This is a genomic window from Paenibacillus sp. J31P316, from assembly GCF_056269105.1.
Genome location: NZ_JBWDNI010000005.1, coordinates 127,891 through 141,429 on the forward strand (window position 1 = coordinate 127,891; position 13,539 = coordinate 141,429).

Below are 13,539 nucleotides of genomic sequence, written 5' to 3' on the forward strand. Positions count from 1 at the left end.
CCGACCTCCTTATTTCTGCGCGAGCGAAGCGTCGTTAAACAGCGGGTACCCCAGGGAATCGAATTTCAGGCCGGACAAGTCTTTCGTGGCCGCTACCGTATAAGGGAACACGTAGATCGGAAGGATCGCGGCATTGTCGATAATCGCATGCTGCACCTTCACGTAAATTTCTTTGCGCTTGGCTTCATCCGCCTCGACGACGCCTTGCTCCAGCAGCTTGTCGAGCTCCGGATCGGCAAGCTTGCTGAGCGACGGACGGGCTCCCGGAGCCGTCGTGTGATAGAACGAGTTGAGCGCTGCCGGATCCGAATTGACTTGGCTGTTGCCGTACAGATCGTAAGCTTGGTTCGTATACACGACGGTCGCGATGTCCTTGGTGATCTCCACCTCGACTTCGATGCCGACCTTCTTCAACTGCTGCTGAATAATGGCGGCGATGTCATTGCGTTTCTCCCGGTTCGGCGAGCCGTCGACGTAGTGCAGCGTAAGCTTCTTGCCGTCTTTCTCGCGAATGCCGTCCGCCCCTTTGGTCCAGCCCAGTTCATCTAAGAGCTGGTTGGCTTTGTCGAGGTCGGGCTTGATGCCGTTCTCCAGCGCAGGGTCGTAGCCGAACGTCGTTGGCGCGATAGGCGACCAAGCGCGTTGATAGGTGCCGAGGTACAGGCTCTTGACGATGGAATCGATATCCACGGCATACTGTACCGCCTGCCTTGCCTTGAGCTCATCCCATGGCGCATGCTCCCGATTGAAGAACAAGGTATACGGCAGGCCGGCCGTGTTGACTTGAAGCACCTGGAGCTTGCTGTCGCTCTTGAGCGACACGGCGTTCTGCGGCGGCACCGTTTCGATGGCGTTCACTTGACCGCTTTGGACGCTGCCGATGCGCGTCGCTTCTTCCGGAATGATTTTGAAATCGATGGTGTCCAGATGCGCGGCCCCTTTGTTCTCGACCAGCTCCGGCGCCCACGCATAATCCGGATTGCGCTTGACCTGGATGTCCGTGTTGTCTTCCCACTTCACGAAGGAGAACGGGCCGGTGCCGACCGGGTTCTTGCCGAATTGGTCGCCGTATTGCTTCGCCGCCGTCGGCGATACGATACCGAGCATCGCTTGGCTGAGATTGCCGAGGAACGCGACGGATGGCGTCTCGAGATTCAGCTTGACCGTATAGTCGTCAATGACCTCGGACGATTGATAAGGCCGCAGCAGCGCCGAAGCGTTGGCCGCCTTGGTCGCCGGGTCGAGAATGCGGTCGAAGCTGTATTTGACCGCTTCCGCGTTGAAAGGCGTGCCGTCTTGGAATTTGACATCCTGGCGGAGCTTGAACGTATAGCTTTTGCCGTCCGGCGAAATCGTCCATTCCGTAGCCAGCCATGGCTTGATCGTGTTGTCGGGCAATTGCACGACGAGGCTGTCATAGATGGTGCGGAATACCCGCACGGATACGGCCAGGCCGCTGCGGGCCGGATCGAGCGAGTCCGGCGAAGTGGCCAGCGCATAGGTCAGATTGCCGCCGTCAGAGGCTTTCACATCGCTATTCTTATTGCCTGCGGCATCCGCCTTGGTCGCGCCGTTCGCTTCCCCGGCGGCGTTAGCCGAGCCCCCGTTGTTCTTCGCCCCGGAATCGCAGGCCGATAAAACCATGGCCGCGATGACCAGCAACACGCTGAATTTAACTGCTAACCCTCTTCTCATATCGTAATTCCTCCTGATTGGATACCTGATTTTGAACGCATGCCGTTTCTTCGGCTCTTGCCGTATATCGATTGGTCGGGACCTGCAGTCCCAAATTGCCGCGAAGCGTATCGCTTTCGTATTCCGTCCGGTACAAGCCTCGCTCCTGCAAGATCGGCACGACCAGTTCCACGAAATCGGCCAAGCCATTCGGAACGCCCGTATGAACATTGAACCCGTCCGCCGCGCCCCCTTCAAACCATTGCTGAATCAGATCGGCCACCTTCTCCGCCGTGCCGAAGAACGGGGAGCGCGGCGCTGATGCCCGCAGCGCTGCTTGGCGCAGCGTGAGTCCGTTTGCTTTGGCCTCTTGTTTGATTTTGTCCGTCGTGCTGCGGAAGCTGTTGCTGCCGATATCGCCGATATCGGGAAACGGCTCGTCAAGCGGGAACCGAGAAAAGTCGAAATGGTCGAAATAGCGGCCCAAGTAGTTCAACGCTTGCTCAATCGATACCAATTCCGCATGCTCCTGGTATTTGCGCTCGGCTTCCTCTTCCGTTCTGCCAACGATCGGACTTATGCCCGGGAAGATCAAGAGCTCCTCAGGCTTCCTTCCATACGCAGCTGCTCTAGTCTTCACGTCTGCGTAAAATGCCCGCGCTTCTTCGAACGATCCATGCACCGTATAGATTGCATCCGCCGACTTGGCCGCCAGCTCCTTGCCGGGCTCCGAGGAACCGGCTTGAAACACGACCGGATAGCCTTGCTTGGATCGCGCCACGTTGAGGGGGCCCTGCACGGAGAAATGCGTACCTTTGTGGTTCAACGTGTGCAGCTTGGACGGATCGAAGAAGACGCCTGCTGCTTTATCCCCGACGAAAGCATCGTCCTCCCAGGAATCCCATAGCCCTTTGACGACGTTCAGATGCTCTTCGGCGATTTCGTAGCGAAGCGCATGGTTCGGATGCTCGCCTTTGCCGAAGTTCAGCGCGGAGCCTTCCAGCGGCGAGGTGACGACGTTCCAACCTGTTCTCCCGCCGCTTAAGTGATCGACCGAAGCGAACTGTCTCGCCGCCGTGAACGGTTCGCTGTAGGAAGTAGACAACGTCGCGACGAGCCCGATATGTTCGGTTGAGGCTGCCAGAGCGGAGAGCAGCGTCAACGGCTCGAATCGGTTCAGGAAATGGGGATTCGATTTCTCGTTAATGAACAAGCCGTCCGCGATAAACAGCAGGTCGAATTTCCCTTCTTCCGCTATGCGCGCCTGTTCTTGATAGAATTTAAGGCTGACGCTCGCGTTGATCGGCACATCCGGGTGACGCCAGAACGAGATGCTATTGCCGACGCCGCTCAATTCCGCGCCCAGTTTTAATTGTCGTTGTGCCACGGTTGGCCTCCTGTTCAACTCGTCTTTATTGGTTGTACCGCAGGTTTCTATTCATGATCGGCAGTTGCTCCGGCAGTTGCTCCGACTCTCGCGCTGTCTTCGATGCTTGCAGCCGGTTCAGCTCTCGGCGCATAGCGATTGGTCGGAATCTGCAGTCCCAAATTGCCGCGAAGCGTATCGCTTTCGTATTCCGTCCGGTACAAGCCCCGTTCCTGCAAGATCGGCACGACCAGATCGACGAAATCGGCCAAACCGTTCGGCACGACCGTGCGAACGTTGAACCCGTCCGCTGCGCCCCCTTCGAACCATTGCTGAATGAGGTCGGCCACCTTCTCCGGCGTGCCGATAAACGGGGAGCGCGGAGTGGATGCCCGCAAGGCTACTTGACGAAGCGTGAGGCCTTGCTCCTTGGCCTCCTGCTTGATTTTGTCCGTCCCGCTGCGGAAGCTGTTGCTGCCCAGATCGCCGATATCGGGAAAAGGTTCGTCGAGCGGGAACAGGGAAAAGTCGAAGTGCTCGAAATAGCGGCCCAAATAATTCAACGCCTGTTCGATCGACACCAATTCCACGATTTCCCGGTATTTGCGCTCCGCTTCTTCTTCGGTTCGGCCGACGATGGGACCGATGCCCGGGAAGATCAAGATCTCTTCGGGCGCTCTTCCGTACGCCTTCGCCCTTGACTTCACGTCCGCGTAGAACGCCCGCGCTTCTTCGAACGTTTCGTGCGCCGAATAGATCGCATCCGCCGATTTGGCTGCAAGCTCCTTGCCCGATTCCGAGGAACCGGCTTGGAACACGACCGGATAGCCTTGTTTGGATCGCGCTACATTGAGCGGCCCTTGCACGGAGAAATGGGTGCCTTTGTGGTTCAATGCGTGCATCTTGGCCGGTTCGAAGAAGACGCCTGCCGCTTTATCCCCGACGAACGCGTCATCCTCCCAGGAATCCCACAGCCCTTTGACGACCTCCAAATGCTCTTCCGCGATTTCGTAGCGCAGCGCGTGATTCGGATGCGCGCCTTTGCCGAAATTGAGCGAGGACCCTTCGAGCGGCGAGGTGACGACGTTCCACCCTGCTCTTCCTCCGCTTAAGTGATCGATCGAAGCGAACTGCCGCGCCGTCGTGAACGGCTCGCTGTAGGAAGTGGACAACGTCGCGACGAGCCCGATATGCTCGGTTGAGGCTGCCAGAGCGGAGAGCAGCGTCAACGGCTCGAATCGATTCAGAAAATGCGGATTGGACTTCTCGTTAATGAACAAGCCGTCCGCGATAAACAGCAGATCGAATTTCCCCTTTTCCGCTATGCGCGCTTGCTCCTTGTAGAATGCAAGGCTTACGCTCGCGTTGATCGGCACGTCGGGATGCCGCCAGAAGGAAATGCTGTTGCCGACGCCATTTAAATTGGCACCCAATTTCAATTGTCGCTGTGACATGGTTGGTTGGCCTCCTATCCATAAACTAATTATTCGTATGTGTTTGATCGGATTTAAGGCGACGAAGAGTGAAGCTCCGCGGTTTGAACCGCCTCCCGGTCGCTTCTCTTGCCTAACCGAATGGCCCGGACTCCCCAAGCGGCTCCCAATAGCGCAAGACCCGTTAGGAGAAAAACATACGGAATGCCGATCCACCCGCCAAGAAAGCCGCCGATCAGCGGTCCCAATACGATGCCGAATTGACTGGCCGATTGGCTAAGACTGACGGCCCTGCCCCGAAAATCGGCGCCCGCGTATTGGATGATCAGCGCGTTCAATGCCGGATATACGGCGGCGAAGAACAAGCCGTAGCCGAAGCGCAAGATACCGAAGCCAAACAGGTTTTGAACGACCACCTGCAGCAAATTCCCGATTCCGCCGCCGATGAGGCCGATGAACAGCGTCTTGCCGTAGCCGACCCGTTCTCCGATCCGTCCCCAGCGCGGTCCCATAATGACCGTCGCCACGCCGACCGCCGAAAATACGATGCCTGAGCTGAGCGTAGCGTTATCGGCGCTGCCGCCGATTTGAACGACATAGATCGTTAACAATGGATCGAGGATCATGACCGACGTCGACACGAGCAGAATCAGTCCGTAAGCACGCAGCAGGCTGGAATTGGCCGCCGCCCTTTTCATGTCTTGCCATACGCTCGGACGCTTCGCCGTGCGGCGCTCGTGAACTTCTTTCACCCCCAGGACGATCATGGCGGAGAAGAGCGTAATGACGCCCGACGCGATGAAGCAGCCTCGCAGCCCGACCCAGTGGCTCAATACCCCGCCGGCCAGCGGTCCGATAATCCCTCCCGCCGCGGTCGAGGTGGAAATCACGCCTAGCGCGTAACCGACATGCTTCTCCGGCGTATTCGTGCCGACCAGCGCCATGGACGTGGGACCGAAGCCGGCCATGAGCCCCTGAAAGACCCGCACGAGAATGAACGTATACGGATCATGGACGAAATAGTTGGCCAAATGCGCGATCCCGAGCCCGATGCCGGAACGGACCAGCATCAGTTTGCTGCCGTACTTGTCGCCGAGCGATCCCCAGAAGGGCGCGCATATGCCGCTGATCAGAAAACTGATCGCGATCGACACGCCGGACCAGGCTTCCAGCCCGCTTTGAACGCCCAGCTCCTGCTGCAGGAACAGCGGGAAGAACGGGACGGACAGCGTGTAGGCCACGAAGTTTAGGAACAATCCGAGCCATAGGATATACAAGTTGCGCTTCCAGTCGGGCAACGTTCACATCCCCCGTTCATAAGCAGGATGTCGTCCGTTGCCGTTCGTCGATACATTACGCATTGGATGCCTCGGGGCGATGGATGACCAGCTGTCCTTCAATGTTCTGAGGCTGGCGAAGCAGGTTGAAAATCGGACAGACCCGTTCGATCGCTTCATGCAGCGCCTTCAGCGTTTCCTCGGATTCATCGGATTCGATCACCAGCTTGTAGCGCAGGTTATGGGGATAGACGGGGATTTCCTCGTAGCCGGGACGGCCGGCAAGCGGATGCATCTCGCCTTCCACCTCCACATCGATGGCGTGAAGGGAAACCTGAAGTTCGGCAGCTTGAATCAAGGCGATATGCGTCAAACAGCTGCCGAGCACGCCAAGCTGCAGCTCCGGCGACGAAGGACCGAGATCGTAACCGGCGAAATCCGGCGGGCTGTCGCTGATGACCTGAAATTCCCGGATGCGGATCTCGCGGACGCCGCTGCGTCCCAGCACCCTTGCTTTGGCTCGAAGCTTCGCGCTCGCCTGTTCGGGTTGCGATTCCGCCTTCTCCCTGCGGGCAAACAGCGCGATGCGCTTTTGCCGTAAATACTCGTTTAATGCTCCCATACCTTTCTTCCACCTTTCTCCGAGGAATAAGTGCGGTTCTATCGATTCACAGATCCCCTTATTTATTATTTATAATTCCTATGCGGAAAGTAGGTTATCAATAATATAGATGATACGCAGGGGGATGTATAATAGAAAAAACCAATTGGAATATTCAAGATTCTGATGAAGGAGCTGGAAGCGCACGGCGAAAACGCTGTCAAGAAAGCCGCAGGCGTAGGGAATGAAGACGTTAAGCTTGTGCCTCGTGGGTTGGGTAATAAAGGGAATTTCCGCCTGAGCAAGAATCTATCTACCAGGATTTAAAAAAGCCAATGGACGGTAGAAATGAGGATTTGCGATGGATGTCGTGATAAGAGCCTGCACCATGGAGGACGTTGGAGAGGTCATGATCTTGATGAGCGAATTAGGCTACCCCACAAGCTATGAGGAGATGAACGAACGCTTCAAAACGATTTCGTCCGATCCCAGCTATTGCACCTTGATTGCCGAAACGAATGGCGAAGCCGTCGGCTTGGTTGGTCTGCAAAAAACCTATATGTACGAAAAATCCGGCCAGCATGTACGTATCATTGCCCTGGTGGTACACCATGCATTTAGAGGTCAAGGTATTGGAAGATTGTTGATTGCAGCGGCTGAGAATTGGGCGAAGAACCAAGGTGCCGGCTCCATGTCACTCAATAGCGGCAATCGCGCAGAGCGGGAAGACGCTCACCTCTTCTATCAACGGCTCGGCTTTACGGCCAAGGGCACTGGCTTTATTAAAGCCATCTTGTGAAATCGTTGCATGCTATATGCAACTTCGTACGATCTGCAATAAATTGGGGCTGTACTGGGGAGTTTGCCGCGATTAGGACTTGATAGAACTCCCTACCCCTTGCTACTATTGGAAGTAATTAAAAACTTATATGTGACTGGCGAACATGGAGATCCATGAGGGAGCATATAAGCTGGAGCCGTACGCCTGGGCAGAGGTAAGGGGAATTTCCCCTTGCCTCTTTATGTTTATATGGGGAGGCGCATGAAGGATGGAAACCGTTCAGCACTTGTTCGACAATCCTTATCCCGGAAGAACGCTAATCGTAGGCATGACCCCGTCCGGATCGCATTACGTTCAGGTGTATTGGATTATGGGGAGAAGTCCGAACAGCCGCAACCGTGTCTTCGAACTCGAAGGTACCCGCGTAAGGAACACTGCATTCGATCCAGCTCTGTTGGAAGATCCGTCCCTGATCATTTATAATCCGATCCGGCACTGGGGTGACATGCACATCGTCTCGAACGGCGATCAGACAGAGACGATCTATGAGGGCTTGCAGCATAACCGGTCCTTCGAGCAATCGTTAATGCTTCGCGAGTTTGAACCTGACGCGCCGCACTTTACGCCGCGAATATCGGCCGTGATGGATACGCGCCTTCAACAGTACAACCTGTCGATATTAAAAACGCACAATAACGATCCTTCGGTCTGCGTGCGGAATGTTTACTCCTATGCGGCGTTCAAGAACGGGATCGGTCATTGCATTCACACGTACCGAACAGAGCAGAACGGAGTGCTTAAACCGTTCGAAGGTGAGCCGCTCGAAGTGCCAATATTCGATTCCCTTCGTGAAACGGCAGACTTCTATTGGGAACAGCTCCATCCCGATAATAAAATATCGTTGCTGGTCAAGTTCGTCCGCGTTCGTGATCAAGAGATTGGCTTTGAATTTCGCAACAAGCATCATGCCGATTAAACTCGGCAGGCTTTAATAAACCCGTCAGAGACACATAAAAAACAGCACAAAACAGTCCAACTCGGCGAATTGGACTGTCAGGCTATTGAGGAAGCATCCGCTTGAATTCTTCCTTCAATTGGATTTGGTTACTTGAACTGAAAAACTGCGATATCGCAGCTTTCCAAGCTCTATACGGACCAAATGCACCGAAAAGATGCTGATTGGCAGCTTTTTCTTCATTTTCACGTTAATAAGAGGCGAAAAGCTGCTGTACAGCAGCTTTCAGGCTTCAAACGGACAAAATGCGCTAAAAAGCTGCAGAATCGCACATTTTTTCCATTTTATTCGCTGGCGAGACCCGAAAAGCTGCCCAACAGCAGCTTTTCAAGCTCCACGCAGCCATAAATTGCGCTGAGCGGTCACCGTTTGAACGTACATGGAATTCCTTGCACACTTACAGTTCCACTCGACGAGCTGCCGCTCCTTACCCGATATAGACAACCGCGCCTCCGCGCCGAAACGCAGCCGGCAGCTCTGTCTCCAGCTGCTGCAATCTGTTCAGCATATGCTCCAGCGCGTCGCCGCTCATCTTAGCGGCTGCCCAGTCTTTCAGCAAAGAGATTTCCCCCACAATCGCGGGTACATCCTCGCGCTCCACATCCGTGCCACCTTGGAACAAGGAGGTCCACTGCAGACCCAGCTCCTCTGCTGCCGGCCCCCAGTACTTCGTATAAAACTCCTCGGTCGCTACAGGCAGCATGAACGAGCGTTCGAATTCATCTTCGGGATCGATGATAATGGCGCTGATCGACATCTTTACTTCACTCCAAATCTAATCGAGAATGTGTAATCCGGAAAATCCTGGCGCAGCTTGTTCAGGCTGTTCTCCGCCGCGGCGCGCAGCTCCGGCGAGTCGCCGTCAAGCTGGAACTGGAAGTTGCGGATCCCCTTGATTTCATCCAAGGTCGGAATATCGGAAGTGCCGTCCGGCGTTCTGCGCGTTCCGACTGCCTTTTCCATCAGGTTGTTAATACGCGTCCGCGTCTTCTGATAAAGCTGTTTATCCGTAAACTGCTGCGGCGTCTGCTGCGGCTTGCCGGTCTTCGGATGGATTTTATTGAGCCCCTCCGCAGACTTGGCTTCATAGAATATCCCGTTCTCGACGTCTATGCCGTCGAATTCGCCAATGGCACCGCCCCGACTATCGTGCAGCTCAACGCCTCTATACTTCGCCTTGCTCCAGTGCACGTAATCATCCGAGTCTTTCGGCTTGGCTTGCTCGCGATCATCGGGTTCCGTTTTCTTGCCAGGCCCATCCGCGTCCGGCTTATTGGGAACGTCCGGTTTGCGGGGAATGTCCGGCTTGGGCTTGGTTCGGCGTTTGAGCAGCTTCTCCAGCCAGTCCTTGAACCGTCCCCCGCCCTTCTTGGCCAGACGGCCGAACGGCACGCGGCTGAGCGCGAGCGCGATCAATGCCGAGGCGGCATTCTCCGGCGTAAGCAGCCGCTTCGGATCCCGAATATCCTGCGCGATCTCGTGGCCGCTGCCCGGGATGCTCGCCACGGTCAGCGCGAAGCCGAGCGCCGGCCAGAAGCTGACGAACAGCAGGGCGAGGGCGAACGCCCCCAGAATGATGGCGCCTTTCTCCGAGAAGCTGAGGCGATCCCACCAATTTTGCAGCGAATCGAACATGCAGGCGAAGCAGGCGGAGGCGTCCGGCTGCACATGCGCCTGCCAATACGCCGCGATGCCCGCTAGCATTCCCGCTACGATCAAGAGCGCGGTCAAGCCTGCGGCGATCCGGTAATGCAGCTGCATCCGGCTCCGCAGATTTTCTTGGACGGAGATCGCCTCGGCATTGCCGTAAAGCAAGGAAAATCCCATTTCCCGGCGTTCCCGCGTCCAGGTCATCACGCTGGCGAAGCTCTCCCTCCGACCGAAGAACGCTGCCGCCATATGCCGCAGCTCGGTCAGCGGATCTATGTACTGTTCGCCTTTCATGCGGGGGAGTCGATTTCGAATCCTATTGAGCGCGACGTAATCCAGCACCAGCCCCAAGACGAGCATCAGCAAGAAAGCATCCTTCGTCTGATAACCGCTCCCGGTCCAGTCATGAATCGTCATGACCCAGTCTGGCAGCGTATTCTGTCCATTGTAAGCGGCATGATCTAGTATTGCCCAGGCAAGCAGCAGCGCAGGCAGGACATAGACCGCATTCATCAGACGCTTGCGATAGCGCACGGCCATCCCAATGCCCAGCGCGATCATCGCCGTATGCACGGGATGACTGACGGTCATGAGCGTCGGGAAGAAGCTTTCCTCGAACCGCCCGGGAAACAGCGTCCAGAAATCCCAATGGATCGTCTCTCCTCCCAGCATCGTCGTGCTGTAGCCGTACGTTCGGCCGAGGATCCCGGAGTTCAACCATCTGCGGCTCAGCTCCTCCATGAGCTGAAATCCGACGCCCGAGGCCGCTCCTGCCAGCGTATAGTCGCCCAGGCTCATCGACGATGCCCGGCGCGAGAAGAATAGAAACAGACCGAGGGGAAGCAGCTTCCAAACCTCCTCCGCGATAGGCGTAACGACCGCTGTCGACCAGGTGTCCGACGTCCGGCCGCCGAACAAGCCATGCGCCGCCATCAGCGTCCATGCCGTAATCGGAATTACGAGCACAATGCCGAGCAGCATGAACATGGCGGTCTGCTTCCAAGTGAAGGTTTTGCTCCGGCATAACAGCCAGAACTGCAGCATCACGTAGAACGACCACAGATACTGCACCAGCATGGTTCGCGAATCACGATACAGGAACAAGCCAACGATGAACAGCAGCAGCGAAAGCCAGCACCAGATCGCATAAACGGTTTTGAGCCGCGGATAACGCTTCGGTATGGCTTGCGCGAAACGGTAAATCGCTTCCGCGGAGTCTCTGAGCCCGCTTCGGATCCGCCAGATCGGTTCCGTATTCATCCCTCCTTACCTAGCCTCTCCATGAAAGCCGGCACGTTCTCTTCCCAAATCATACTCGATAATCCGTCTCATTGAATCACGGAATGGCATAGATCGCAAAAAACTGGACTTTATTCCCATACGCTCGTAATGGCTTGGTTTATGCGGCCTTCGTACTAAATCGCAGCATTGCAACCCTCGGATGCACCAATTACTTTAGACGATCTAAGCGTGTTAACCGAGGAGCCACAGCCTATTGGAATGCATGGTCATCCCGTCTGCCAACCTATTAATTTGTCTACTTCCACCGAATCCCGCTGTGGTAAAATAAAGAAAATTTGTAAGGCTGGTGACGTCGTGGAAAGAGAATGGTTGGCGAAGCAAATCTATGAAACCGCGCATTTGACGGGGAGCTTCACGTTGCGATCCGGGAAAGTATCCAATGACTATTTCGATAAATACCTGTTCGAGTCCAATCCCGCCTTATTACGCGAAATCGCAGCGCAGTTGCTGCCATTAATTCCTCCCGGTACGGAAGTGCTGGCAGGCCTCGAGATGGGCGGCATTCCGGTCGCAACGGCATTATCCCTGCAGTCCGGCATACCCGCTGCATTCGTGCGGAAGAAGGCCAAGGAATACGGCACCTGCAAGCTTGCCGAGGGTATCGATGTGAGAGGGAAAAAGGTCTGCATCATCGAGGATGTCGTCACCACCGGCGGGCAAATTCTATCGAGCGCGGCCGATCTGCGCAATGCCGGTGCCGATGTCGTCAGCGTCCTATGCGTCATCGAACGTGAACCGCAAGGAAGAACGAACCTGGAGAAAGACGGTTTGCATTTCTACTCTTTATTTAGAATGGAAGAACTCCTCTAGAGGCTGCAGCACGCGAATGGCGACTATCTCAATAGCAAGGAGGTCCACATGCAAGGATATAACGTGCTGATGATTTTCAATAAAGACATGGACCGCTTGCTCATGTGCAAACGACTAAAGGACCCCTATCTCGGATTAAGCAATCTGGTCGGCGGCAAAATCGAGCTTGGCGAAACGGGCATGGAAGCTGCTTACAGAGAGCTTTTTGAAGAGACCAGCATATCCAGCGAACAGATCAAGCTGCATCACCTGATGGATTTTAAGTACTATCTGCAACGTTGTTACGTGGAGGTTTATTTCGGCCAATTGACGGAGGATATCGCGGTATCGGGCGACGAGAACGAACTCTATTGGTCGGATTTGAATCAAGATTTCTTCGATATGGCCTTGTTCGCGGGCGAAGGCAACATCGGGCATATGATGGAGCAAGTGAAGATGAGTACGCATCTGTTCGAGGTTCATCCCCGGCGTTAACATATTCCTTAAGGATTAGAGGCGAAACGACAATGGCCATTGTTACGGACGCGAAAGGAAATCGATTTTTGGCGTTTTACCCCATTCAAGAGCAAGAACTGGATACGATCGTGTTAGACGCGCCGTTAACGCATGCCTTAATCGTGGTCTCCTATCAAGGCAACTATCTTCTCATGCTCAATAAATGGCGCAAGACATGGGAATTACCAGGAGGCGTTATCGAACACGGGGAAACGCCCAGAGCATGCGCGATACGGGAACTATTCGAAGAAACCAACCAGACTGCCGATGACGTGACGTTTAAAGGGGTGATGAAATTTGATCTCCAGCCCAGTTATCACGGCCCTAAGCGAACGGAGTACGGGGCGTTATATTCTTGCAAGCTGGACCATGTCGTTGACTTCATCGAGAACGACGAAGCAGAAGACATTATTTTCTGGGACGGTGCTTCCGATATCGGGGCAATCGCGGAAATTGATCGAAAGTTAATCGAGTATCGTTGAATGCAAGGAGGCCGCCCATGCTCGACAGTGAAGCCATCAAATCGCTAATCCCGCATCGCTACCCCTTTCTGCTGGTCGACCGTATCGTAGAGCTTCATGAAGGAAAGCGCGCGGTTGGCATGAAGAACGTGACGTTAAACGAACCTTATTTTCCCGGTCATTTCCCTGACGATCCCGTTATGCCCGGCGTCCTCCTTGTAGAGGCATTGGCACAGGTCGGCGGAATCGCAATGTCCGGCGCCGCGAGCGACCATCCGCGAATCGGGCTGCTGACCGGCATTGACGGCTGCCGGTTCGAACGACAAGTCAAACCGGGCGACCGGCTCCTGCTTGCATTCGACGTCACGCGCGCCAAAGGGCAGATCGTCAAGGGACGAGGCGTCGCCACCGTCAACGGCGAATTGGTTTGCGAGGCCGAGATCATGTTTGCGTTCAGCTCGATGTAAGTTTGAAGAAAAATAAAGTTCTTGAATGAATGACAGCCGGTATACCGGCTGTCATTTTTGCGTCTTCCGAGTGCAACTCCCTCAAATTGCGTTACTATTCCGCGGATACTAGGGTATTAGCCGCCAAATTCAGGGTGCTAGTATGAAGACGAGCGCACAATGTATGCGCATACATTCCAGAAAAGGCAGGTGACCACTCTTTTCTCC

13 protein-coding genes and 1 riboswitch are annotated in these 13,539 nt (G+C 55.1%); of the genes, 6 read left to right on the top strand and 7 right to left on the bottom strand.

From position 1 onward, the window contains the following. Positions 1 to 9 precede the first annotated feature (9 nt). The 5 genes from AC0YNU_RS18140 to AC0YNU_RS18160 are packed head-to-tail and all read right to left on the bottom strand — an operon-like array spanning position 10 to position 6,372. Complete coding sequence (locus AC0YNU_RS18140) at positions 10 to 1,695, bottom strand: ABC transporter substrate-binding protein (RefSeq protein WP_475759103.1); 1,686 nt, start codon at positions 1,693 to 1,695, stop codon at positions 10 to 12. Further along, entirely contained in the window at positions 1,673 to 3,061 is a 1,389-nt protein-coding gene (locus AC0YNU_RS18145; protein ID WP_475759105.1) for an LLM class flavin-dependent oxidoreductase, read from the bottom strand. The genes AC0YNU_RS18140 and AC0YNU_RS18145 overlap by 23 nt, the downstream gene beginning before the upstream one ends. A gap of 47 nt (positions 3,062 to 3,108) precedes the next feature. Continuing rightward, entirely contained in the window at positions 3,109 to 4,494 is a 1,386-nt protein-coding gene (locus AC0YNU_RS18150) for an LLM class flavin-dependent oxidoreductase (protein ID WP_475759107.1), read from the bottom strand. A 53-nt stretch (positions 4,495 to 4,547) separates the two neighbouring features. After that, positions 4,548 to 5,771 (bottom strand): MFS transporter, encoded by a 1,224-nt coding sequence (locus tag AC0YNU_RS18155; RefSeq protein ID WP_475759110.1) that lies wholly within the window; start codon positions 5,769 to 5,771, stop codon positions 4,548 to 4,550. 55 nt (positions 5,772 to 5,826) lie between these two features. Beyond that, positions 5,827 to 6,372, bottom strand: coding sequence for an OsmC family protein (locus AC0YNU_RS18160; protein WP_475759112.1), 546 nt, complete (start codon positions 6,370 to 6,372; stop codon positions 5,827 to 5,829). 340 nt (positions 6,373 to 6,712) lie between these two features. On the opposite strand from AC0YNU_RS18160, the gene AC0YNU_RS18165 reads away from it, so the two are divergent. Together AC0YNU_RS18165 and AC0YNU_RS18170 are read left to right on the top strand one after the other, a co-directional pair. Next, the gene (locus AC0YNU_RS18165) at positions 6,713 to 7,150 is read left to right on the top strand and encodes a GNAT family N-acetyltransferase (protein WP_475759114.1); all 438 of its coding nucleotides are present in this window, start codon (positions 6,713 to 6,715) and stop codon (positions 7,148 to 7,150) included. A gap of 122 nt (positions 7,151 to 7,272) precedes the next feature. Beyond that, positions 7,273 to 7,349, top strand: a riboswitch (ZMP/ZTP riboswitch). A gap of 51 nt (positions 7,350 to 7,400) precedes the next feature. Continuing rightward, positions 7,401 to 8,108 (top strand): IMP cyclohydrolase, encoded by a 708-nt coding sequence (locus tag AC0YNU_RS18170; protein WP_475759116.1) that lies wholly within the window; start codon positions 7,401 to 7,403, stop codon positions 8,106 to 8,108. Positions 8,109 to 8,574: 466 nt separating this feature from the next. On the opposite strand, the gene AC0YNU_RS18175 is transcribed toward AC0YNU_RS18170, so the two are convergent. Both AC0YNU_RS18175 and AC0YNU_RS18180 read right to left on the bottom strand, forming a co-directional pair. Continuing rightward, the gene (locus AC0YNU_RS18175; RefSeq protein WP_475759118.1) at positions 8,575 to 8,904 is read right to left on the bottom strand and encodes a hypothetical protein; all 330 of its coding nucleotides are present in this window, start codon (positions 8,902 to 8,904) and stop codon (positions 8,575 to 8,577) included. A 2-nt stretch (positions 8,905 to 8,906) separates the two neighbouring features. Beyond that, a complete protein-coding gene (locus tag AC0YNU_RS18180) occupies positions 8,907 to 11,057 on the bottom strand; it encodes a PrsW family glutamic-type intramembrane protease (RefSeq protein WP_475759120.1) in 2,151 nt (716 codons plus the stop codon). 336 nt (positions 11,058 to 11,393) lie between these two features. On the opposite strand from AC0YNU_RS18180, the gene pyrE reads away from it, so the two are divergent. The 4 genes from pyrE to fabZ are packed head-to-tail and all read left to right on the top strand — an operon-like array spanning position 11,394 to position 13,332. Next, a complete protein-coding gene (pyrE, locus tag AC0YNU_RS18185) occupies positions 11,394 to 11,909 on the top strand; it encodes an orotate phosphoribosyltransferase (RefSeq protein ID WP_475759122.1) in 516 nt (171 codons plus the stop codon). 48 nt (positions 11,910 to 11,957) lie between these two features. Next, positions 11,958 to 12,383: an NUDIX hydrolase gene (locus AC0YNU_RS18190; RefSeq protein ID WP_475759124.1), complete on the top strand. Its 426-nt coding sequence runs from the start codon at positions 11,958 to 11,960 to the stop codon at positions 12,381 to 12,383. A gap of 32 nt (positions 12,384 to 12,415) precedes the next feature. After that, positions 12,416 to 12,886, top strand: coding sequence for an NUDIX domain-containing protein (locus AC0YNU_RS18195; RefSeq protein WP_475759126.1), 471 nt, complete (start codon positions 12,416 to 12,418; stop codon positions 12,884 to 12,886). Positions 12,887 to 12,903: 17 nt separating this feature from the next. Next, positions 12,904 to 13,332, top strand: a complete 429-nt coding sequence (fabZ, locus tag AC0YNU_RS18200) for a 3-hydroxyacyl-ACP dehydratase FabZ (protein WP_475759128.1) — start codon at positions 12,904 to 12,906, stop codon at positions 13,330 to 13,332. The last annotated feature ends 207 nt before the right edge of the window (positions 13,333 to 13,539 follow it).

What these genes read in the sequence shown, in the direction of transcription:
- AC0YNU_RS18160 (WP_475759112.1), bottom strand. Translation starts at nt 6,372, where the DNA reads ATGGGAGCATTAAACGAGTATTTACGGCAAAAGCGCATCGCGCTGTTT.
- AC0YNU_RS18170 (WP_475759116.1), top strand. Translation starts at nt 7,401, where the DNA reads ATGGAAACCGTTCAGCACTTGTTCGACAATCCTTATCCCGGAAGAACG.
- AC0YNU_RS18150 (WP_475759107.1), bottom strand. Translation starts at nt 4,494, where the DNA reads ATGTCACAGCGACAATTGAAATTGGGTGCCAATTTAAATGGCGTCGGC.
- AC0YNU_RS18190 (WP_475759124.1), top strand. Translation starts at nt 11,958, where the DNA reads ATGCAAGGATATAACGTGCTGATGATTTTCAATAAAGACATGGACCGC.
- fabZ (WP_475759128.1), top strand. Translation starts at nt 12,904, where the DNA reads ATGCTCGACAGTGAAGCCATCAAATCGCTAATCCCGCATCGCTACCCC.
- AC0YNU_RS18180 (WP_475759120.1), bottom strand. Translation starts at nt 11,057, where the DNA reads ATGAATACGGAACCGATCTGGCGGATCCGAAGCGGGCTCAGAGACTCC.
- AC0YNU_RS18165 (WP_475759114.1), top strand. Translation starts at nt 6,713, where the DNA reads ATGGATGTCGTGATAAGAGCCTGCACCATGGAGGACGTTGGAGAGGTC.
- AC0YNU_RS18175 (WP_475759118.1), bottom strand. Translation starts at nt 8,904, where the DNA reads ATGTCGATCAGCGCCATTATCATCGATCCCGAAGATGAATTCGAACGC.
- AC0YNU_RS18140 (WP_475759103.1), bottom strand. Translation starts at nt 1,695, where the DNA reads ATGAGAAGAGGGTTAGCAGTTAAATTCAGCGTGTTGCTGGTCATCGCG.
- AC0YNU_RS18195 (WP_475759126.1), top strand. Translation starts at nt 12,416, where the DNA reads ATGGCCATTGTTACGGACGCGAAAGGAAATCGATTTTTGGCGTTTTAC.